We start from the raw sequence: 19,500 nt of genomic DNA on the forward strand, positions 1-19,500 counted from the left end.
GAAACCTGGAGCAGTTATGCGTTCCTTCCGCTCGAACACCTTGCAGCGCGCACCGCAAGGTGCCGCTCGCCGAATCGCGGCTGTAGTCGTGACCGCCCTGTTGACCGCCGTCCCCGTGACGATCAGCCAGGTCGTCACCGCCGCACCTGCCAGCGCTCTTTCCTGTTCAGGGGTCGGGCTACCGTCCATCACCCGGGATCACGTCATGGCCCGCGCGAATACCTGGCTCACCAGGCACGTTCCGTACAACCAGGGCTCGTGCTACACCGATGCCGAGTACGCAGGTAAGTCGTACCGCCAGGACTGCTCGGGGTACGTCTCCATGGCCTGGGGACTGTCCACGTCCCTCGTCGTCAGCCAGTTCCCCTCGTATGCAACGAAGCTGGCCAGTCGGGCCGATCTGCAGCCGGGCGACGCGCTGATCTCTCCCGACGGGACCTCGCACATGGTGCTGTTCGCCGGCTGGAAGGATTCGTCGCACACGACCTTCACGGTCTGGCATGAGGCCAATACCGCCCGCGGCACCGTCACCGACTCCAGCGGTTCCTGGCTCAACGGCTACACCTCTTGGCGCTACAACCGCATCACCTCGAGCCCGCAGGTCGAAACCGTGGACAATGGCGGTGGCACTCGGATGATCGGCTCCGCGGCGTACATGGACGTCAGTCGCCTCGGACAGGTGTACGCCTGGAACTCGCGCTATCTGGGCGGCTCACCGGCCCTTGGCGCCGACCACATCACCGACGCCAAGGTCACCACAGGCGACAACGGATACTGGCTGCTGTCGCAGACAGGCAACATCTACGCCTACGGCAACGCGCCCTATCTAGGTGGTGGCGGCTCCGGCCACACTGGCGACCTCGTTGCACTGGCAGCCACACCGTCCGGCCAGGGGTACGCCATGGTGAGCGCCAGCGGCCAGGTGTATGCCTACGGTGATGCCGGCTACTACGGCGGAAGCCCCACCGGGTACGGCGCGCCGTTCGTAGACATCGAGATGACCCCGTCCGGCCACGGCTATTGGCTACTGACCTCGCTGGGTCAGGTTTACGCATACGGCGATGCCACGTACTACGGAGGAAGCCCCACCGGCTTCAGCCGTGCGATCGTGGCCATGTCACCTACACCGACGGGGCTCGGCTACGTCCTGGTCTCGAAGGCCGGCCAGGTCTACGCGTACGGCGACGCGCAATACAAGGGTGGCTCACCCGCTGGTATCTCAAGCGAGATCAGCGACATCAGCCACACACCGGGCAGCGGCTACGTCATGGTGAGCAAGACCGGTCAGCACTACGCCTACGGTGACGCCCCATTCATCGGCAACCCGACGGGCGCGGCCGACTTCTGATCAGATCCGCGAAGACTGTGGTTCCGGATGCAGACGACGCGCCCGGAACCACAGCCTTCGGCGGCTCAGACGCGGTTAAGTCATCCCCAGACACCAGGTCACCACAGAGCAGGCAACGAGGCCACCGCGGAATCGGGCACCGGTCGGTGCAGCTGGTCGGCGAACCGCGTCGGAAGAAGCGACGTGCTTCTAGCAACCCGCGCTCCAAGCGCTACGCCCGCCACTCGGCCTGCGCACGTTGGACAAGTGATCGTGGGAGGTAGACGGGGTAGCGCCGATGTCGGCGAATGCCGGTAGGTGGACTCGCCAAGATTCAGCAGTTCCTCAGCGTGCGCAGCAGGTAACTGGCTACCTTCCGTGAACCACTCAAGTCGCGGTCGGCATGGCGACTAAGGGCGCAGCAGCTACAGCGACGGCTGGCGGAAGTCTCGGCTTGAGGTGAAGAACTGTTCGAGGACGGTCGCGAACGACTGTGGGTCGGCGATGTGGGTTTCGCCGTCGATGATTCGGCGCACGGCGTTGGGTAGGGCTGCTGTGATCGCGGCGGCGTCGTCGAAGAAGCCGGGCGCCAGACCTTCGAGGTGTGGGTCGGGTCGTCCGCCGGTCGCCACGAGGACCGGTTGTGTGATGCGGCCCAGGCGGTCGACCGGTGGCCGTCCGTTCCCGAGGCACGCTGCGTCGTACGCCAGGGTGAGAGCGAGCGCTTCGAGCCCGGGCCAGAACGATGAGCTGCGTGCTGCTGAGATGTCGGCGGCCACCTCATGATGCGCGACGAATTCGCACCGGCAAGTCGACTGCGCTCCGACCGAATGGAGCGCTTCACGGCGTCGCTGATGGCACTCCTTCGCAGTTCGGCCGAGCACCACGGCACGCGCGACTACGAGGTGAAGATGGGAGTCGAGTGGACGGGTGACGAGCCGCTCATCATCGAAACCATCGACAACGTCGGATACCCGTACGACGGAGGTTCGATACCTTTGCATCGCTACGCCCCGGTGATGGCAAGTGTCCGGACTGACGTCGGCGAGTCCGACTTCCTCGATCAGGTCCGAGACCTTGCGACCGACGCGGTCAACCAAGGCGGCATCCAGTACCTCCAGGCGATCAAAGCCCGTGAGTGATCGAGCCGCCGATCAGGGCGGGTTGCCACGCCGATGATAGTTCCTATGGGCATTGGCGCTAGAGGTCCGCTAGCTTCGCGCCATGGCCTCTGAAGAGCTTGTTGTCATCGAGAACGCGTGGCCGGTGACCAGCATCAATGGTGACCCTGCCGTTGTGTCAGGAATTCTTAGCCTCAGCCGCATGTCTGACGGCGAGTACCTCATTGACGCCTTCGTCGGCCCGCACATGCGAGCGCCCCAGGAAGGCGATCACATCCAGTTCGTACTCACTGCGGAGCACGCTGCTGCCCTCCGCCGAGCTCTCGATTAGAGGTTGCCGATAACAGATCGTATGTCAGCCTGTGGGGCTGACGCGGTCGACTGCTTCGTTGGCCGTGTCGGTGCCTTCCCGATAGCGGTCCGCAGGTTGGCGGGCCCCGAACAGGCCGCAGTAGACGCGTTTCCTAGTCCTGCGCGAGGCGTCTCCGTGCTGCTTGCGCATCGGGTACATCGATTCTGCTCCGTCTCTGTTGCGTGGGACTCGGCAAACGGTGTTTAGGGTTGAGAACGGATGCGGACAAACGTGCAGGTCAGAGGGCGGATGGGGGCGGAAGCCGATCTGCCCTCGCCCGTACCGGGAAGATCCTCGACATCTTTGAATCCATGGTCCAGTGGCCGACTTCAAATGGAAGCCGAACTTCGATGAGAAGCGATGGCAAGTCTTGCTGTGAGGCGACCAGCCAGGGAGGTCGTCACCGGTGGCAGGGGGATCAGCTGTTGCTGAAAGCCCGTATTTCCGGACGTTGATCGAGCATGGGAAGCGAACCGACGTCGAGGCGGAGCGATGAGGTGTCGGCCGATGATCCGGAGCTGCGGGTGCGGGTCCCGGAAGTGTTGCCCGTGCTCTATCCACAGGCCGCTCGCGTGCTGGGCAGGATTGTTGTAGAAGTGGCACGGAAGCGGGCCGGTGAGGGTCCCGGCTGCCAGTCGGAGGGGCGAGCGTCTTGAGTGCCGAGCAGCAGGATCAGTGGGCGGCTCTTGATGAGTTGCTTGGGATGGAGGCATTGGCCGCTGCACCCGCGGAAGGTCGTGGGATCGGCAGGCTGGCGTTTTACGGGCGGTGCTCGACGGAGGACAACCAGGATCCGAGGACTTCAAAGGCGTGGCAGATGGGGGAGGCTCAACGATTTGTTGAGCCGTTGGGTGGGGAGATCGTTGCTGAGTACTTCGATATTGGGCAGTCGCGGTCGTTGCCGTGGGAGCGTCGGGAGCAGGCGAGCCTGATTCTGGGGGCGCTGAAGGATCCGAACCGCGGCTGGGACGGGCTGGTGGTGGGGGAGGCGACGCGGTGTTGGTTTGGGAATCAGTTCAGTTTGACGTGGCCGAAGTTCGATCGGTTTGGGGCGTCATTGTGGATCCCGAGCCTTGGTGGTCGGTTCGACCCTGAGAACACGGTGCATGACATGGCGATGACGATCACCGGCGGGTTGTCGAAGAGTGAGCGGCAGCATGTGCAGCGGCGGGTGAGGGCGGCGATGGCTGCGCAGGTGCTGATTGATGGGAAGCACCAGGGTGGGCGGGCGCCGTACGGGTATGTGGTGGTCGACGCGGGGCCCCATCCGAATCCGCGGAAGGCTCAGGAGGGGTACCGGCTGCGGGTCCTTGCGGTTGATGAGGTCGCGGCGCCGGTGGTGCAGAGGATCTTTGGGATGTATCTCGAGGGTCTGGGGATCAAGGCGATTGCGGCGACGCTCAATGTCGAGGGGGTGTTGTGTCCGTCGGCGCATACGCCTGAGCAGAACCGGCATCGGAGTGGCGATGGTTGGCAGTTCACGACGGTGAAGACGATCCTCGAGAATCCGCGCTACACCGGGTACGCGATCTATGGGCGGTCTCACAAGGTTGAGGAGCTGCTTGATCCGGATGACGTTGCGGCCGGGCATGTGGTGCGGTTTCGGCGGTCGGCGCAGTCGAAGGTTGTTCGATCTCGGGAGCCTGCGCATCCGGCGATCGTGTCGGTTGAGGACTTCACGAGTGTTCAGTTGGAGATGCGGGCTCGGCGGGGACCGGGGCGGGTTCCGCGGGCGTCGCAGGAGCGCACGAAGGTCGGTCCGAAGGCTGACTATCTGTTTCGCGGCGCGATCCGATGCGCTTGCTGTGGGCGGAAGATGGAAGGGGCTCGGCGTAAGCACGCGATCTTCTATCGGTGTGCGGCCCGGACGTTGGTACCGGGATCGAGGAGTGCCATGGACCATCCGCCGACGGTGTACCTGCGTGAAGACCGGCTCGCTGATGCGGTCAACGGCTGGGTCTCCCGGCTGTTCAGTCCGGACAATCTTGATGAAACCGTTGCTCTCATGGCCGGTGCTCAAGAAGGCCCAGATACGACTGAGGAGGCTGAGACCAGGTTGCGGGAGCGGATCGAGGCCGCGGAGTCTGCGATGGCGCGGCTTCAGCGCGCTATGGAGGCCGGCTGGGATCCGAGCGAGCTGACCGCTCAGTTCAACGCGGCCGTGATGGAGAAGCGGGCGGCCGAGGCTGGGCTGAATGCGCTGGAGCCGGCGCAGCGGCTGAGTGCCGACGACTACCGCGAAGCCGTGTTGGGGCTGGGCGATATGGCGGAGGCTCTCAGGGAGGCGACTCGTGACCGTCTAGTGGAGCTTTATCAAGGTCTACGAGTCGCGGTCGTTTACGACCACCTGATACGGGCCGCCGACGTGTCCATCAGCCCTGTCCCGCGTGTGCATAAGGTTGGTGTCCGAGGGGGGACTTGAACCCCCACGCCCCGTAAAGGGCACTAGCACCTCAAGCTAGCGCGTCTGCCTATTCCGCCACCCGGACGAGTGGTCTGCGCCGCCGGAGCGGTGCTGACCGGAGAACAGTAGCAAAGAACATGGGGGGAATTCACATCGGGGTTGGTGGGGCGGTCGTGGGCGGCGGGGGACGGTGGTTTGATGTTGAAGGACAGGGGTTGGCGGTGGTTGACGGGAGAGGGGTGGGGGTCGTGGGAGAGGTTGATCTGGCAGCTATCGAGGCTGAGCGGGAGCGGATTCGGGGGGAGTATCTGGAGGGTGGGCGGTCCTCGTCGGCGCGGGGGTTGCATCACACGGCGTTGTTGTGTGCCGACGTGGAGCGGACGATCAGGTTCTACCAAGGGGTGTTGGAGTTTCCGTTGACCGAGATCGTGGGGAACCGGGACTACGAGGGGTCGAACCACTTCTTCTTCGACATCGGGAACGGGAACCTGCTGGCGTTCTTCGACTTCCCGGGGCTCGAACTCGGGCCGTACGCCGAAGTGCTCGGTGGGCTGCACCATCTCGCGATCTCGGTCGAGCCGGACAACTGGGAGCGGTTGAAGGGGAATCTGGATGCGGCGGGGGTGGAGTATCTGGAAGAGAGCGGTACGTCGATCTACTTCCGGGACCCCGATGGTGCGCGGATCGAGTTGATCTCGGATCCGTTGGGGGAGATGTACGGGCTCAGCGTGCTCTGACCGGGGCGGTGCGCGAGGATGGCGGTATGACTATGCCGACTCCCAGCGACCGTCCGTACGTGCCCGACGCCGAGGTGGTGGATCTGTGTTCCGAGCTGATCCGGTTCGACACGACGAACTACGGCAACGGCAAGAGCAACGGGGAGCGCGACGCCGCGGAGTACGTGGCGGCCAAGCTCGACGAGGTCGGGATCGAGTCGACGATCTACGAGTCGGAGCCGGGGCGCGCGACGCTCGTGGCGCATTGGGAGGGTGAAGATCAGTCGGCGGATCCGTTGCTCGTGCATGGGCACCTGGACGTCGTACCGGCTGATCCGAAGGACTGGAAGGTCGATCCGTTCGCCGGTGAGATCTTCGACGGGTGCGTGTGGGGGCGCGGGGCCGTCGACATGAAGGACTTCGATGCGATGGTGCTGTCGGTGGTCCGGGCCCGGCAGCGGGCCGGGGTGAAGCCGCGGCGGCCGGTCAGGCTGGTGTTCACGGCCGACGAGGAGGCCGGCGGCCTGTACGGCGCGCAGTGGCTGATCAACAATCACCCGGAGACCGTTGCCGACTGCACCGAAGGGATCGGCGAGGTCGGCGGGTTCTCGCTGACGGTGAAGGACGATCTGCGGCTGTACCTGATCGAGACCGCCGAGAAGGGCATGAACTGGATGCGCCTGAAGGCTCGCGGTACGGCGGGTCACGGGTCGATGGTGAACAACGACAACGCGGTGACGAACCTCGTCGAGGCGGTCACCCGGATCGGCAACCACCAGTGGCCGTTGCGGCTCACGCCGACGGTCAAGGAATTCCTCAAGTCGTTGGAGGACGTGCTCGGGACCGAGCTCGATCCGGAGGACATGACCACGACGCTGGCCAAGCTCGGCAGCTTCAGCCGGATGTTCGGCGCGACGATCCGGAACACGGCGAACCCGACGATGCTGAACGCCGGCTATAAGGTGAACGTGATCCCGGGCGACGCGGAGGCGCATGTCGACGGGCGGTTCCTCCCGGGGTACGAGGACGAGTTCTTCGCCACGATCGATGAGCTGCTGGGCGACAAGGTGCAGCGCGAGACGGTGATCGAGGACATCGCGCTGGAGACGGAGTTCAGCGGCGGGCTGGTCGAGGCGATGAAGGCATGCCTGGCGGCCGAGGACCCGCAGAGCCGGACGGCGCCGCTGCTGATGTCGGGCGGTACCGATGCGAAGTCGTGGAGCCGGCTGGGCGTTCGCTGCTTCGGTTTCGTACCGCTGCAGCTGCCGCCGGACCTCGACTTCATGGGGATGTTCCACGGGATCGACGAGCGCGTCCCGACCAGCTCACTCGAGTTCGGCTCCCGAGTTCTCGACCGCTTCTTCGCCGAGGCCTGAGTCTGGTACTGCTTCTTCGCCGAGGCCTGAGTCCCGTACTGCGAGCCCGCCGCCGCCTGAGGTCGGGGAGGTGGCGGGCTGCGGCTACGTCGTGGGGCGCGGCGGGTAGGGGTGGGGCTGGGTTGTGCGCTTCCGCTTCATGGTGTCGGCGATGATGAGCGCGATGCCGATGATGAAGAAGAGCGCGAAAGTGCCGACGGCGGTGAGAGCCGGAGTCAGGTAGGTGCCCATGGTGTGGCGCTGGCCGACGTAGTACGTCCGCTGGGTCGCATCCGTGCAGGTGACCGTCACGGTCTGGGGCGGGATCTTGGCCGTTGAGTGCGCGACGACGTAGTACGTGTGGGTCGCGGCGGGCCACTTCTCGGATCGCTTCGGGGCTTGCAGGGGGATGTCGGCGCCGTGCTCGTCCTTTGCTGTGCAGAAGTTCGTCGGCACGGGGGATGAGGCGAAGACGGTCAGGCCGTCTCGCTGCAGCCGGACGGGGCCGTCGGCAATCGCGGCGGGCTCGCCGGGGATGTTCTGTACCAGGCGCCAGATGAAGATCGAGCTCACCGCGAGGCCGAGCACGAAGGACACGATGGCGAGCCGTATGAGGGTTCGCTTCGGCCGGGGAGGCTGCTGGGGAGGCTGGGCGGGCGGCGGTCCCGGCGGGCCTGAGTAGCTACTCACGGCCCAAACGCTAGCTGGTCAGCGGGTTAGGTGGAGAGCCTCGCGGAGGCGGGGGAGTAGGCGGACCAGGGCGGGCGGTGCGGTGGTCGCGGTGACCATGCTCAGCGTGAGGCGATGCCGGAACGGGGCCGGGACGAGCTGTTCGCCGGGGCGGAGCTCGTGGGACAGGGCGCTGCGGGGTACCAGAGCCAACTGGGACCGGCGACGGGCCATGGCGACGGTGGTGCCCAGGGTGACACCGCGACGGGCTGTGGCGCCCAGTGCGATCAGGCGCGCGCGGATCGCGTCGCCGCTTCGGTCGTACGTCGAGAACGGGAGATCGCGCTCTCTCAGCGGCTGGCGCCCCTTGCCGGGCAGGGGAACGTCGACCGGGACGAAGAGGACGAGTTCGTCGCGACCGACGGTACGGGCGGTGGTACCGCGAGGGAGGACCATCTGGTCGGCGATGGCGATGAAGGCGGCGGCCATGGTGCCCTCGGCAACTAGTTGCGCCAGGTGCTGCCCGTGGTCGACCTGTTGGTCGATGGTGACGTCGGGGAGTTCGGCGTCGAGCACCGGGAAGAGGATCGGGGCAAGGCTCACGAAGGTGCCGACGACGAGCCGGTCGCCGGCCGAGGCGGCGCGGGTGGCCGGGTACACCTCGTCGAGGTGACCGAGGATGTGTTCGGCGCGGCGGGCCAGTTCGCGACCGGCGGCAGTTGGCCGGGCGCCGCGGGTGTCGCGTGTGAACAACTGGGTGTCGCAAGCGCGCTCCAGCCGGGCCAAGCGCTGGGATGCCGACGGCTGGGAGATGCGCAGTTCGCGCGCCGCCGTACCGAGTGAGCCCGTGCCGACGATGGTCAGAACCAGCCGGAGATCATCGACCGAAGGTGATGAGGCCATAGGGACAGGCTATGACCTGCCGATAGTTGCCGCCAGCTACCGCCGAGCGGCGGCCGGGCCGACGATTGAAGGGTGAGAGCTCAACGGGATGCGCTTTTTCTGTTGCTGGGAAGCGGTTTCGCCGATCTGGCCTTCCGGATTGCGCAGGTGGCGTTGCCGTTGGTGGTGTTGCAGGAGACGGGTTCGGTGGCCGCTACCGGGTTGGCCGGTGGCGCGGCCGGCGTACCGGTGTTGCTGTCGCCGTGGTGGGCTCGGCGGGCGCGGCAGTGGGTCGATTCCGGGCGGCGGCTCGCGGTGGTTGCCGCGGTACAGGCGTTGGCGTTGGCGATGGTTCCTGGTGCGGCGTCGCTCGGGGTGTTGTCTGCCGGAGTACTGGTTGTGAGTGGGTTGCTGTTGGGGTCTGGGGATGCGCTGGCTACTCCCGGGCGTAGTGCGTTGCTGGCCGATACAGGGGATCGATGGGGACGGGACAAGGCCGTCCTGTTGCTGACCTGGCAGGACGGGATCCGGCGAGTGGGGATGGTGGTCGGCCCGTCGATCGGTGCGGCTGCCGTCGCGGTCGGGCTGATGGACGAGTTGCTGTGGATCGAGGCCGCGGCTGTGTTGTCGGCGGGGCTGCTTGCGGTCAGAGTCGTTGGAGAGCGCTCTCTGGACAGCGCTGAGCTGCCGTCGATCCGGGGCAGTCTGGGCGGGCGGAGCGAGGTGCTGTACGGCTGGATCGCGCGAGGTACCGGCTGCCTGACGTGGTTCTCCTTCACGCTGGGGTTGTCGGTGATCGGCGCCGAGAAGGGGCGGCCCGGGGTGTACCTGGCGGCCGGCATGTCGGGGTACGGCGTGGGCGCGTTGCTCGGCACCTTGGTCTCGCTGGCCGTCGTCCGTCGCGTCTCGCCGGTACCGCTGGCCGCGATCGCCTGGGCCTGCATGGGTTTGTGCTGGGTCGGGATGGGCGTGTGGACGACGCCCGGCGCGATCGCTGCCTTCGGTGCGCTGTCGGGGACGACCGTCGTGCTGGGGATTGCGGCTGTCTCGATTCTGATCACCAGGTCATCGGCCGGGGCTGAGCGCCGGGCGTTGCTGGCCGGCCAGGCCGTGGTGGTGAATGCGAGCAGTTCGGCCGGTTTGCTGATCGGAGGACCCGTGATCGCGGCGGTCGGGGCTGAGCCGACGCTGGTCGGGTCCGGACTGCTGACAAGCGCGGTCGCGATCGGCGTACTGGTGGTGAGTAGGGCTGGAAAACCGGTGGGCAGCGGGAGAAAGGGAGCTGCGGGGGAGAGCGCTCCCTGGGAGACTGCGGGGCATGATCACGATCACGACCCTTGCCGAGCGGCCTGAGTTGCTGGAGGACGTGTATGCGTTCGAGGGCGGGTGGCCGGAGTTCATGTTGCAGGACCCGGTCGCGGGTTCGCTGTTCGGTCGGGTGCTCGAGTTCTTTCCCGAGCAGTGTCTGGTGGCGACGGAGGATGGTGAGCTGATCGCGCACGGGCGGAGCATTCCGTTCGTGTTCCCGGACGAGGATCGCACCGAGCTTCCGGCAGGTGGGTGGGACAGGGTGCTGCAGTGGGGTGTCAGTGATCATCGGCGGGGCCGTACGCCGACTGTCTCCAGTGCGCTCGAGATCAACATCAGGCCGAGTCACCTCGGCCGCGGGCTCTCGCACGAGATGCTCGCGGCGATGCGCACGAGCGTTAAGGCCAAGGGCCACAAGACGCTCTACGCGCCGGTCCGGCCGAACGGCAAGGAGGATGCCAGGCAGCCGATGACGGAGTACATCCAGCAGTTCCGCGACGACGGGCTGCCAGTGGATCCGTGGTTGCGGGTGCATGTGAAGGCGGGCGGCAGGATCCTCGAGGTGGCGCCGACCTCGATGGTGATGAGCGGATCGCTCGACCAGTGGCGCGAGTGGACCGGACTGCCGTTCGACCGGACCGGCGAGGTGATCGTGCCGAAGGCGCTCGTCCCGGTGCACTGCAGCGTCGAGCACGACCACGCCGTGTACGTCGAACCGAACGTCTGGGTCCAGCACGACCTGTGAAATACCCCAACTAAGTGGGGTACCGAGGCGTGGCTGCCCACCTGACCATCGGTGGCATGACACAGACAGACATGACACAGACAGAGCAGAACAAGATCACCGTCCGGGACTTCATCGACGATCTGTTCACCGAGGGGGATCTCGGCGCGGTCGAGACCTACCTCTCCGAGGACTTCATCAACCACGACCCGCCGTTCGGTGCCTCGGCGGACCGGTACGGCATGGGCGCGGCCTCGGCCATGTTGCGGGCCGCGTTCCCCGACTGGCACAGCGACCTGCACCAGCTGATCGCCGAGGGCGACCTCGTCGTCGAGCGGTTCACGGCCAGCGGTACGCACCGCGGTGAGCTGATGGGGGTGGCTCCGACCGGACGCACCATGAGCCTTCCGGGCATCAACATCTTCCGCCTGCGCGACGGCCGCATCGTCGAGCGCTGGGGGCGGTTGGACGATCTCGGTTTCCGCCGGCAACTCGGGTCGGCGGAGGCGTAGCATCGAAGCCATGGCCGTGGTGGCGGACCGGCTGGAGGTGTTGATCCGGCGGTGCTATGCGGGCCTGGGGACCGACGAGTTGCGGACCGAGGTGCTCGGTCGGCTGCGCGGCATCCTGACCGTCGACGCGGCCTTCTTCGCCACGGTGGATCCGGCCACCCTGCTGTTCACCTCCGCGACCGCGGAGGATCCGCTCCGGGCGGTGACGGGACAGTTCCTGGCCAATGAGTTCGGCCGGGCCGACGTCAACAAGTTCGCCGCACTAGCTGACGCCGCGGATCCGGTCGGTTCCCTGGACCACGCGACGCGCGGCGACAGATCGGCCAGTTCCCGGTCGTCCGAGGTGATGACGCCGTTGGGGCTGGGGGACGAGTTGCGCGCCGCGCTGGTTTCGGGCGGCCGATGTTGGGGTGTCATCTGCCTGCATCGGGAGACGTCGGAGTACGGCTTCAGCGAGGGGGACCTCGCGGTGGTGAGGCGGCTCGGACCGCACCTGGCGGAGGGCTTACGCCGGAGTCTGCTGATCGGTCAGGAGCAGCCGAGCAGTTCGGTGAGGCCTGGGGTGATCATCCTGGACGCGGATCTCACCGTGGTCTCGATCAGCGCCGAGGCCGAACACTGGCTGGCCGAGCTGGGTGGGGAGGGCGGGTTGCCGGTTCCCGTGCGGGCGGCGGCGGTGCGGTTGCAGCGGTTGAACGAGTTGCCGACCGGCGTGGCAGCGGAGGCCGTGAGGCTGAGGACCCGTTCCGGTACCTGGCTCGCGGTTCACGCCTCGACGTTGCGAGGTGGTCAGGAGCAGCTCGCCGTGGTCATCGAGCCGGCGACGTCAGCTCAGCTCGGCTCGCTGCTGCTCGACGTACACGCCCTCACGCCGGCTCAGCAGCGCGTGACCGCACTCGTACTACGAGGTCGCTCCACCCGGCAGATCGTCGAGGAACTGCATCTGTCGTCGCACACCGTCCAGGAGCACGTGCGCGCGGCGTACGACAAGGTCGGCGTCGGAAGTCGGCGCGAGTTGGTCGCGGCGCTCCTGGGGGAGCGTTAGAGGGTGCGCATCACCTTGATGATGCGGCGGCGGAGCCAGACTCGGCGGGTGCCGTCGGGGTAGCGGCGGAGGCGGGCCAGTTCCCAGCCGCCGTACTCGGCGTGCTCGGTCAGCAGGCGGCGTACCGCGCCGCGTGACTCCGTCCTGGACACCTCGAACTGTTGCAGCTCGTATTCGGCCATCCACACCTCCGCACCTTCACCAACGACCTCACGAAACGTCTTCCAGCGCCGCCGCGATGGCCGGCGGCAAGGTCAGCTCCTCCACTCCCAGCACCGACTTGAGCTGCATCGCCGTCCGCGCCCCGACGATCGCGGCCGTCACGCCCGGCCGGTCCCGCACCCAGGTGAGCGCCACCTCGAGCGGACTCCAGCCGAGCCCGTCGGCTGCGCGGGCCACCGCCTCAACGATGCCCGAACCTCGGCCGTCGAGGTAGGGGTCGACGAATCTGGACAGATGCTGAGACGCCGCCCGCGAGTCCGCCGGGATGCCGGTCCGGTACTTCCCAGTCAACACACCCCGCCCAAGCGGCGACCACGCCAGTACGCCGATGCCGAGGCCGCCGGCCGCGCGAATCGCATCCGCCTCCGCGTCCCGGGCGAGCAGCGAGTACTCCACCTGGTTCGAGACCGGCACTGCGCGACCGGGCCACGCCTGCTGCCAGGTGACCGCGCGAGCGGACTTCCAGCCGGCGTAGTTCGACACTCCGACGTACCGGACCTTGCCGGAGTTCACCGCGTGGTCCAGCGCGGACAAGGTCTCCTCGAGCGGCACGTCGTCGGACCAGGTGTGCAGCTGCCACAGGTCGATGTGGTCGACGTTGAGCCGCCGCAGCGAACCCTCCAGATCGCGGAGCAGGGCGCCACGAGAGGTATCGGTGATCCGCTCGCCACGGCGTACCGAGAAACCGGCCTTGGTGGCGATCACCAGGTCGTCGCGCTCGACGACGTCGCCCAGCAACGAGCCGATCAGCCGCTCGCTGTCACCGTCGCCGTACGCCGCGGCGGTGTCGATCAGGGTGCCGCCCGCAGCGACGAAGGCGGCCAACTGCTCACGAGCTTCGTGCTCGTCGGTATCACGGCCCCAGGACATGGTGCCCAGGCCCAGCCTGCTCACGGCGAGGCCACTGTGACCTAGATAGCGCTGCTGCATGTGCCGAGCCTATTGCGGGCCGCCGACAACGGCTCGTTAGGCTCGCCTGTCATGCGACTCGGACTCAACATCGGCTTCGTCCTCGGCGGCGACGATCATCTGGATCATCTCAGGCTGGTGAAGGAGGCCGAAGCGCTCGGATTCTCGGTCACCTGGGCCGCGGAGGCGTACGGCTCGGACGCGGCGACGCTGCTGACCTGGATCGCCGCCCAGACCTCGACCATCGACGTCGGCGCGGCCGTCTTCCAGATCCCGGCCCGTACGCCGGCCATGACCGCGATGACCGCGGCGACCCTCGACCGGCTGTCCGGCGGCCGGTTCCGGCTCGGCCTGGGCGTTTCCGGGCCGCAGGTGTCCGAGGGGTGGCACGGTGTGCCGTTCGCTCAGCCGCTGCTCAGGACGCGTGAGTATGTTGCGATCGTGAACTCCGCCCTCCGCCGCGAGACCGTCGCGTTCGAGGGCAAGCACTTCACGTTGCCGCTGCCCGGCGGACCGGGCAAGGCGCTCAAGCTGTCGATCCGGCCGGTCCGCGACCACGTCCCGGTCTACCTGGCCGCGGTCGGCCCGAAGAACCTCGAACTGGCCGGCGAGATCGCCGACGGCTGGCTCGGCATCCTCAACGACCCCTCGTACCTGGGAGAGCAGTTGAACCACATCAAGGCGGGTCGCGAGACCCGCCAGGCCGGCCTCGGACTGGCGGACTTCGACGTCGTGGCGTCGGTCCCGGTCGTGGTCGGCGACGACCTCGCCGCCTGCGCCGACCCGATCCGCGGCTACACCGCCCTCTACATCGGCGGGATGGGCAGCCGGGAGCAGAACTTCTACAACGCGCTCGCGGTCCGGATGGGCTACGCCGACGAGGCCAAGGAGGTCCAGGACCTCTTCCTGGCCAAGAAGCACCGCGAGGCGATGGCCGCCGTACCGCAGCAGTTCATCGACTCCGTCTCGCTACTCGGGCGGAAGGAGCGGATCGCCGACAAGCTCACGGCGTACGCCGAAGCGGGCGTGACGACGGTCGCGCTCACCCCGTTCGAGTCGACGGTCGAAGAGCGGATCGCCACCATCCGCACCGTCGCCGAAGCCCTCGACCACGCCGGGATCGGTGACTGACACCCCATGTCCATCTGGGACGCCATCATCCTCGGCATCGTCGAGGGGCTCACCGAATTCCTGCCCGTTTCCAGTACGGGCCACCTGACCATCGCCTCGAAGATGCTGGGCCTGAAGATCGACGACCCGGCGGTCACCGCGTTCACCGCGGTGATCCAGTTCGGCGCGATCGCGGCCGTCGTGTTGTTCCTGTGGAAGGACATCAGCCGGTACGCCGTCGCGTGGTTCCGCGGGCTGCGCAACCCCGAGCACCGGGGTGAGTTCGACCACCGGATGGGCTGGTTCGTGATCGTCGGCTCGCTGCCGATCTGTGTGGTCGGGTTCCTGGCCAAGGACATCATCTCGGGGCCACTGCGCAGCCTGTGGTGGGTCGCCGGCTCGCTGATCGCCTGGTCGTTCGTGATGGTCGCGGCCGAGCGGCTGAGCAGCAAAGCGCGGCCGCTGGAGAAGATCACGCTGATCGACTCGATCGTGATGGGTGCGATCCAGTGCCTCGCGCTGATCCCGGGTGTTTCTCGTTCCGGGGCGACGATCGCCGCGGGTCTGTTCCGTGGGCTCGACCGGGTCGCGGCGACGCGGATGGCGTTCCTGCTCGGCATTCCGGCCTTGGTCGGTGCCGCGGTCTTCGAACTCAAGGACGCGCTCAGTGGTGACGTGGGTATCGCGGCGGTGCTGGTCGGCACGATCGTCAGCTTCATCGTCGGTTATGCGTCGGTGGCGTGGCTGATCCGGTTCGTGGCCAAGCACAGCACTGAGGTCTTCGCGTTCTACCGGGTGCTGCTCGGCATCGTGATCCTGATCCTGCTGATGACCAGCACGATCACGGCTACGTAGTACGGGTCAGAGCCAGCCGGCGCGGCGGAAGGCGGCGTACATGGTGGTGCAGATGAGGACCATCAGGACGAGTACGCCGTAGTAGCCGTAGTGCCAGGTGAGTTCGGGCATGTGGCGGAAGTTCATGCCGTAGATGCCGGCGATCGCCGTCGGGGCTGCGGCGATGGCGACCCAGGCGGAGATGCGGCGCATGTCGTCGTTCTGCTGGACCGAGACGCGGGCCAGGTGGGCGTTGAGGGCCGAGCTCAGCAAGGTGTCGAGCGCCTCGGTCTGGTCGGCGACCCGGACGACGTGATCGGCCACGTCGCGGAAGAACGGCGCTGCCTCGCGGCTGATCAGCGGTACGGCGGCGTGCGCGAACGACTTCATCGGCTCGCGCAGCGGCCCGATCGCGCGCAGCATCTCCAGCACCTCGCGTTTGAGGGTGTAGATCCGCTCGGCGTCGCTGGTGCGTTCGGGGGAGAAGACCGAGGACTCGATCTCGTCGACGTCCACCTCGACCGCGCTCGCGACCTCCTCGTACCCGTCGACGATCGAGTCGCAGATCGCCCAGAGCACCGCGGCGGGGCCGTGGCCGAGGACCGAGGCGCGCTCCTCGAGTTCGGCCCGGGCGGTGGTCAGCGGGGCGCCTTCGCCGTGCCGGACGGTGACCACGTACCGCCTGCCGACGAAGACGCTCACCTGGCCGGTCTCGACCGCGTCACCGGTCTCGGCGTACCAGAGCGTGCGCAGGACTACCACGATCGAGTCGCCGTACTGCTCGACCTTCGGGCGCTGGTGGGCCTTCATGGCGTCCTCGACGGCGAGGTCGTGCAGGCCGAAGAGGTGCTGGACCCGCGTCATCTCGGCTTCGGACGGCTCGTACAGGCCGATCCAGCCGAAGCAGCCGTCGTCGCCGTCGATCGCCTCCGCGACGATCTCCGGCTCCTTGGCGAGGTCCCGGCGTACCCCGTCGGCGTACACCCCGCAGTCGACGATCACCCGGCCATTCTGGCACCGAAGTTTGTCCCGACCGGATAGCGTGCGGCTATGCCCACGGTGATTCTGGTCCGGCACGGCCGCAGCAGTGCCAACACCTCCGGCGTGCTGGCCGGGCGGACCCCAGGGGTGAAACTGGACGAAACCGGGCTGCAGCAGGCCGCCGCGGTCGCCGAGCGGCTCGCCGCCTTGCCGCTGGCCGCGATCGTCACCTCGCCACTGGACCGCTGCAAGCAGACCGCGACCGCGATCGCGAAGCACCACGACGGGTTGCGTCCGGCAACGGATCGGCGGCTGACCGAGTGCGGGTACGGCGACTGGACGGGGAAGAAGATCTCCGACCTGGCGAAGGATCCGCTCTGGGCGGTGGTGCAGCAGCACCCGTCCGCGGTCACCTTTCCGAACGGTGAATCCATGCGCGGTATGCAGCAGCGGGCGGTCGACGCCGTCCGGACGCACGATGCGGCGGTCGGCGCCAGCCACGGCCCGGGCGCGATCTGGGTGGCTGTCTCGCACGGTGACGTGATCAAGTCGATCGTGGCCGACGCGCTCGGCCAGCACCTGGACACGTTTCAGCGGATCGTGGTCGACACCGCCTCGGCGACGATCATCACCTACACCCCGACCCGGCCGTTCCTGGTCCGGCTGAACGACACCGGCAGCGAACTCGCCTCGCTGGTGCCGAAGCCGGAGGCGCCGAAGAAGGGCCGCGGTACGAAGGGCCGGAGTACCGGAAAGTCCGCAGTACAGTCCTCGGACGCCGTGGTCGGCGGCCGGTAGATAGGGTTTGGGAATGGCGCGCGTAGTGCATTCGTATGACGATCCGGACCGGTTCGTCGCCGGCACCGTCGGTGAACCCGGTGCCCGGACGTTCTTCCTGCAGGCCCGGGCGGGTTCCCGGATGACGTCGGTGGCCTGTGAGAAGGAACAGGTGATGGCGCTCGCGGAGCGGCTCGACGTGATGCTGGACGAGGTGGCCCGGCGGTTCGACCGCGATCCGGTCACACCGGTCGGGGCCGACGACACCGACCCGCTCGAGCAGCCGATCGAGGAGGAGTTCCGGGCCGGCACGATGACGCTGGCCTGGGAAGCCGACGCCGAGAAGGTCGTGATCGAGGTGTTCGCCGTGGTCGCCGCCGACCCGGCGGAGGAGGAGGCGGACCCGGTCGCGGCGGCGCTGGAGTCCGACGACGCCGAGGTGTTCATCGTCCGGATCAGCGAGGAGCAGGCCCGTGCGTTCGCCCGGCGGGCGGTTGCACTGGTGGCCTCGGGTCGTCCGACCTGCCCGTTCTGCGGGCGGCCGATCGACCCGGAGGGACACATCTGCCCGCGCGCCAACGGCTACCGCAGGCACGTTCCGGAATGATCGATCTCGACCTGCTCCGCAGCGGGGAACTGTCCCTGCACGGACGGTTGGTGGCCGCTTCCAACGGCACCTTCCAGGGCTCGGTGAGCCTCGGCGGCGACTCGGCGACGGTGGTCTACAAACCGGTCCAGGGCGAGCGGCCGCTGTGGGACTTCCCGGACGGCACGCTGGCCCAGCGCGAGTACGCGGCGTACGTCGTGTCCGAGGCGCTCGGCTGGTCCGTGGTGCCGCCGACTCTGCTGCGCGACGGGCCGCTCGGCGAGGGCATGGTCCAGCTGTGGATCGACGAGGTGGAGCGCGCACCGGGGGAGACCGAGCTGGTCGACATCGTCCCGCAAGGGCGCGTGCCGAAGGGCTGGGTCGGCGTACTGGACGCGCTCGACGGCCGGCACAACCCGGTCACGCTCGTGCATGCGGAGGTCGATCCGTTGCGGCGGATGGCCGTATTCGATGCCATCGTCAACAATGCCGATCGCAAGGGCGGGCACGTGCTCGATCCGGGTGACGGACGGGTGTTCGGGGTGGACCACGGCGTCACGTTCAATGCCGACGACAAGCTGCGGACGGTGTTGTGGGGCTGGGCCGGCGAGCCGGTGCCGGACGAGTTGCTGGAGGACGTGCGCAAGCTGGCTGATCAGCTCGCGGGGAAGCTCGGGCAGGAGTTGATCGAGCTGATCACGGCCGTCGAGCTGACGGCGACCCGGGAGCGGTGTGCGACGTTGCTGAAGACGGGGATGTTCCCCTTGCCGAGCGACGACTGGCCGGCGATTCCCTGGCCGGCGTTCTAGCCCGCTGCTGGGCTGTCTTTTGCTCCGCTGCTGGTCTGGCTGCTAGTCCGCTGCAGGGTCGTCGGCGGGCTCGACGGTTGTGCGTTCGAGTCGGCCGTGGCTGTCGAAGGTGACCGTGATGGTGCTGCCGTCAGGGGCCTGCCCGGTCATGGCGGCCGGCGTGTCGGCGTACTGGATCTTGAAGTGTTTGAAGTAGCCGCGGACGACGCGGCGGTGGTCGGCCGGGAACGCGCCGACCGCGGCCAGCAGCAGGCGTGGCGTGGCGATCGGGTCGAAGCCGGCGGTGGGCAGTTTGCCGTCGTCGACGTGCAGGTAGACGGCACCTTGGCCGTCGTTGATCGCGGTCGACCAGGTGCCGTGGCCGCCGAGTACGACGCCGGCCGCGATGGCCAGGGTGGTCGCTGCTTGGTGTGGCGCCGGGAACTTGCTCAGATCCAGCTCGCCGGTGGTGAACTCGATGATCCCGTACTGCGTACCGAACTCCCGGATCCGCAGCGTCGGCGCGATCGCCCGGTCGGTCTGCTCGAAGCTCGGGTTCGCCCAGCCCCACAACCACGTGCCGGTGACGTGCGAGAAGCTGCCGAGGAGCGAGACGCCGTCCAGTACGCCGTCCGCGCCGGTCAGCGTCCTGGCTTCGAGGTCGGCCCAGCGGTCGCTCGGGCCCAGCGTGGCGTTGAAGAGGTCCTGCTGCTGGATCGCGGCGGCTGCCACGGTCGCGCCGAACTTCTGGAACGCTGCGCTGAAATCCCCGGACATGTTCATCGCGGCGGAGGTTAGCCGATGATCGGGTTCGCCCGCTCACCGATCCGGGGATCGGAACCGGATCGTGGCGCGAATTCGCTGACTGGATAGGCTCC

22 protein-coding genes and 1 tRNA gene are annotated in these 19,500 nt (G+C 67.4%); 15 read left to right on the forward strand and 8 right to left on the reverse strand.

Annotated features, from left to right (window positions below):
- The first annotated feature begins 16 nt into the window (after window positions 1-16).
- Window positions 17-1,348 carry a hypothetical protein gene (locus DIZ26_RS07160; RefSeq protein WP_112238895.1) on the forward strand — a complete coding sequence of 444 codons (1,332 nt, stop codon included), beginning with the start codon at window positions 17-19 and terminating at the stop codon, window positions 1,346-1,348.
- Window positions 1,349-1,752: 404 nt separating this feature from the next.
- Here the strand turns inward: DIZ26_RS07160 and DIZ26_RS07165 are convergent, their stop codons facing one another.
- Complete coding sequence (locus tag DIZ26_RS07165; protein WP_198675961.1) at window positions 1,753-2,106, reverse strand: alpha/beta fold hydrolase; 354 nt, start codon at window positions 2,104-2,106, stop codon at window positions 1,753-1,755.
- 51 nt (window positions 2,107-2,157) lie between these two features.
- Between DIZ26_RS07165 and DIZ26_RS07170 the strand changes: the two genes are divergently transcribed.
- From DIZ26_RS07170 to DIZ26_RS07180, 3 genes are all read left to right on the forward strand, one after another.
- Window positions 2,158-2,469, forward strand: coding sequence for a hypothetical protein (locus tag DIZ26_RS07170; protein WP_157979631.1), 312 nt, complete (start codon window positions 2,158-2,160; stop codon window positions 2,467-2,469).
- Window positions 2,470-2,650: 181 nt separating this feature from the next.
- Window positions 2,651-2,779 (forward strand): hypothetical protein, encoded by a 129-nt coding sequence (locus DIZ26_RS38570; protein WP_269815375.1) that lies wholly within the window; start codon window positions 2,651-2,653, stop codon window positions 2,777-2,779.
- A 673-nt stretch (window positions 2,780-3,452) separates the two neighbouring features.
- The gene (locus tag DIZ26_RS07180) at window positions 3,453-5,222 is read left to right on the forward strand and encodes a recombinase family protein (protein ID WP_198675962.1); all 1,770 of its coding nucleotides are present in this window, start codon (window positions 3,453-3,455) and stop codon (window positions 5,220-5,222) included.
- Here DIZ26_RS07180 and DIZ26_RS07185 read toward each other — a convergent pair.
- Window positions 5,201-5,289 (reverse strand) — tRNA-Leu (locus DIZ26_RS07185). The two genes, DIZ26_RS07180 and DIZ26_RS07185, sit on opposite strands and share 22 nt — an antisense overlap.
- Window positions 5,290-5,452: 163 nt before the next feature.
- On the opposite strand from DIZ26_RS07185, the gene DIZ26_RS07190 reads away from it, so the two are divergent.
- Entirely contained in the window at window positions 5,453-5,941 is a 489-nt protein-coding gene (locus DIZ26_RS07190) for a VOC family protein (RefSeq protein WP_112239118.1), read from the forward strand.
- A gap of 26 nt (window positions 5,942-5,967) precedes the next feature.
- A complete protein-coding gene (locus DIZ26_RS07195) occupies window positions 5,968-7,296 on the forward strand; it encodes a M20/M25/M40 family metallo-hydrolase (protein ID WP_112238898.1) in 1,329 nt (442 codons plus the stop codon).
- 84 nt (window positions 7,297-7,380) lie between these two features.
- Here DIZ26_RS07195 and DIZ26_RS07200 read toward each other — a convergent pair whose 3' ends face one another.
- Window positions 7,381-7,965 (reverse strand): hypothetical protein, encoded by a 585-nt coding sequence (locus tag DIZ26_RS07200; protein ID WP_157979632.1) that lies wholly within the window; start codon window positions 7,963-7,965, stop codon window positions 7,381-7,383.
- Window positions 7,966-7,983: 18 nt separating this feature from the next.
- A complete protein-coding gene (locus tag DIZ26_RS07205; RefSeq protein WP_112238900.1) occupies window positions 7,984-8,847 on the reverse strand; it encodes a LysR family transcriptional regulator in 864 nt (287 codons plus the stop codon).
- 72 nt (window positions 8,848-8,919) lie between these two features.
- On the opposite strand from DIZ26_RS07205, the gene DIZ26_RS07210 reads away from it, so the two are divergent.
- The 4 genes from DIZ26_RS07210 to DIZ26_RS07225 are packed head-to-tail and all read left to right on the forward strand — an operon-like array spanning window position 8,920 to window position 12,415.
- Window positions 8,920-10,179 (forward strand): MFS transporter, encoded by a 1,260-nt coding sequence (locus tag DIZ26_RS07210; protein WP_232828172.1) that lies wholly within the window; start codon window positions 8,920-8,922, stop codon window positions 10,177-10,179.
- Complete coding sequence (locus DIZ26_RS07215) at window positions 10,145-10,879, forward strand: N-acetyltransferase (RefSeq protein ID WP_112238901.1); 735 nt, start codon at window positions 10,145-10,147, stop codon at window positions 10,877-10,879. Before DIZ26_RS07210 ends, DIZ26_RS07215 begins: the two co-directional genes overlap by 35 nt.
- Before the next feature lie 56 nt (window positions 10,880-10,935).
- Complete coding sequence (locus DIZ26_RS07220; RefSeq protein ID WP_198675964.1) at window positions 10,936-11,370, forward strand: ester cyclase; 435 nt, start codon at window positions 10,936-10,938, stop codon at window positions 11,368-11,370.
- A 10-nt stretch (window positions 11,371-11,380) separates the two neighbouring features.
- Window positions 11,381-12,415, forward strand: coding sequence for a LuxR C-terminal-related transcriptional regulator (locus DIZ26_RS07225; RefSeq protein ID WP_112238903.1), 1,035 nt, complete (start codon window positions 11,381-11,383; stop codon window positions 12,413-12,415).
- On the opposite strand, the gene DIZ26_RS07230 is transcribed toward DIZ26_RS07225, so the two are convergent.
- Entirely contained in the window at window positions 12,412-12,597 is a 186-nt protein-coding gene (locus DIZ26_RS07230) for a DUF5703 family protein (protein ID WP_077014804.1), read from the reverse strand. The genes DIZ26_RS07225 and DIZ26_RS07230 overlap by 4 nt on opposite strands.
- Window positions 12,598-12,625: 28 nt before the next feature.
- Window positions 12,626-13,567 (reverse strand): aldo/keto reductase, encoded by a 942-nt coding sequence (locus DIZ26_RS07235; RefSeq protein WP_112238904.1) that lies wholly within the window; start codon window positions 13,565-13,567, stop codon window positions 12,626-12,628.
- A 51-nt stretch (window positions 13,568-13,618) separates the two neighbouring features.
- Between DIZ26_RS07235 and DIZ26_RS07240 the strand changes: the two genes are divergently transcribed.
- Together DIZ26_RS07240 and DIZ26_RS07245 are read left to right on the forward strand one after the other, a co-directional pair.
- Window positions 13,619-14,677 carry an LLM class F420-dependent oxidoreductase gene (locus tag DIZ26_RS07240; RefSeq protein ID WP_112238905.1) on the forward strand — a complete coding sequence of 353 codons (1,059 nt, stop codon included), beginning with the start codon at window positions 13,619-13,621 and terminating at the stop codon, window positions 14,675-14,677.
- A 6-nt stretch (window positions 14,678-14,683) separates the two neighbouring features.
- A complete protein-coding gene (locus DIZ26_RS07245) occupies window positions 14,684-15,511 on the forward strand; it encodes an undecaprenyl-diphosphate phosphatase (RefSeq protein ID WP_112238906.1) in 828 nt (275 codons plus the stop codon).
- 6 nt (window positions 15,512-15,517) lie between these two features.
- Here DIZ26_RS07245 and corA read toward each other — a convergent pair whose 3' ends face one another.
- A complete protein-coding gene (gene corA / locus DIZ26_RS07250) occupies window positions 15,518-16,492 on the reverse strand; it encodes a magnesium/cobalt transporter CorA (protein WP_112238907.1) in 975 nt (324 codons plus the stop codon).
- A 48-nt stretch (window positions 16,493-16,540) separates the two neighbouring features.
- Between corA and DIZ26_RS07255 the strand changes: the two genes are divergently transcribed.
- Genes DIZ26_RS07255 through DIZ26_RS07265 form a run of 3 tightly spaced genes read left to right on the forward strand, consistent with a single transcriptional unit; the run spans window position 16,541 to window position 18,643 of the window.
- Complete coding sequence (locus DIZ26_RS07255) at window positions 16,541-17,269, forward strand: histidine phosphatase family protein (RefSeq protein WP_112238908.1); 729 nt, start codon at window positions 16,541-16,543, stop codon at window positions 17,267-17,269.
- Between the two features lie 13 nt (window positions 17,270-17,282).
- Window positions 17,283-17,855, forward strand: coding sequence for a DUF3090 domain-containing protein (locus tag DIZ26_RS07260; protein ID WP_112238909.1), 573 nt, complete (start codon window positions 17,283-17,285; stop codon window positions 17,853-17,855).
- Window positions 17,852-18,643, forward strand: coding sequence for an SCO1664 family protein (locus DIZ26_RS07265; protein WP_112238910.1), 792 nt, complete (start codon window positions 17,852-17,854; stop codon window positions 18,641-18,643). The genes DIZ26_RS07260 and DIZ26_RS07265 overlap by 4 nt, the downstream gene beginning before the upstream one ends.
- Window positions 18,644-18,685: 42 nt before the next feature.
- Here the strand turns inward: DIZ26_RS07265 and DIZ26_RS07270 are convergent, their stop codons facing one another.
- Window positions 18,686-19,405, reverse strand: a complete 720-nt coding sequence (locus DIZ26_RS07270) for a DUF6882 domain-containing protein (RefSeq protein ID WP_157979633.1) — start codon at window positions 19,403-19,405, stop codon at window positions 18,686-18,688.
- Window positions 19,406-19,500: the final 95 nt, after the last annotated feature.

This window comes from Kribbella monticola (assembly GCF_003261635.1).
GTDB classification, from domain to species: domain Bacteria; phylum Actinomycetota; class Actinomycetes; order Propionibacteriales; family Kribbellaceae; genus Kribbella; species Kribbella monticola.

Excerpts from the sequence above, each read along its gene's own strand:
- DIZ26_RS07160 (WP_112238895.1), top strand. The coding sequence starts at position 17 with ATGCGTTCCTTCCGCTCGAACACCTTGCAGCGCGCACCGCAAGGTGCC.
- DIZ26_RS07170 (WP_157979631.1), top strand. The coding sequence starts at position 2,158 with ATGGAGCGCTTCACGGCGTCGCTGATGGCACTCCTTCGCAGTTCGGCC.
- DIZ26_RS38570 (WP_269815375.1), top strand. The coding sequence starts at position 2,651 with ATGTCTGACGGCGAGTACCTCATTGACGCCTTCGTCGGCCCGCACATG.
- DIZ26_RS07195 (WP_112238898.1), top strand. The coding sequence starts at position 5,968 with ATGACTATGCCGACTCCCAGCGACCGTCCGTACGTGCCCGACGCCGAG.
- DIZ26_RS07205 (WP_112238900.1), bottom strand. The coding sequence starts at position 8,847 with ATGGCCTCATCACCTTCGGTCGATGATCTCCGGCTGGTTCTGACCATC.
- DIZ26_RS07215 (WP_112238901.1), top strand. The coding sequence starts at position 10,145 with ATGATCACGATCACGACCCTTGCCGAGCGGCCTGAGTTGCTGGAGGAC.
- DIZ26_RS07220 (WP_198675964.1), top strand. The coding sequence starts at position 10,936 with ATGACACAGACAGACATGACACAGACAGAGCAGAACAAGATCACCGTC.
- DIZ26_RS07225 (WP_112238903.1), top strand. The coding sequence starts at position 11,381 with ATGGCCGTGGTGGCGGACCGGCTGGAGGTGTTGATCCGGCGGTGCTAT.
- DIZ26_RS07230 (WP_077014804.1), bottom strand. The coding sequence starts at position 12,597 with ATGGCCGAATACGAGCTGCAACAGTTCGAGGTGTCCAGGACGGAGTCA.
- DIZ26_RS07235 (WP_112238904.1), bottom strand. The coding sequence starts at position 13,567 with ATGCAGCAGCGCTATCTAGGTCACAGTGGCCTCGCCGTGAGCAGGCTG.
- DIZ26_RS07240 (WP_112238905.1), top strand. The coding sequence starts at position 13,619 with ATGCGACTCGGACTCAACATCGGCTTCGTCCTCGGCGGCGACGATCAT.
- DIZ26_RS07245 (WP_112238906.1), top strand. The coding sequence starts at position 14,684 with ATGTCCATCTGGGACGCCATCATCCTCGGCATCGTCGAGGGGCTCACC.
- DIZ26_RS07255 (WP_112238908.1), top strand. The coding sequence starts at position 16,541 with ATGCCCACGGTGATTCTGGTCCGGCACGGCCGCAGCAGTGCCAACACC.
- DIZ26_RS07260 (WP_112238909.1), top strand. The coding sequence starts at position 17,283 with ATGGCGCGCGTAGTGCATTCGTATGACGATCCGGACCGGTTCGTCGCC.
- DIZ26_RS07265 (WP_112238910.1), top strand. The coding sequence starts at position 17,852 with ATGATCGATCTCGACCTGCTCCGCAGCGGGGAACTGTCCCTGCACGGA.
- DIZ26_RS07270 (WP_157979633.1), bottom strand. The coding sequence starts at position 19,405 with ATGAACATGTCCGGGGATTTCAGCGCAGCGTTCCAGAAGTTCGGCGCG.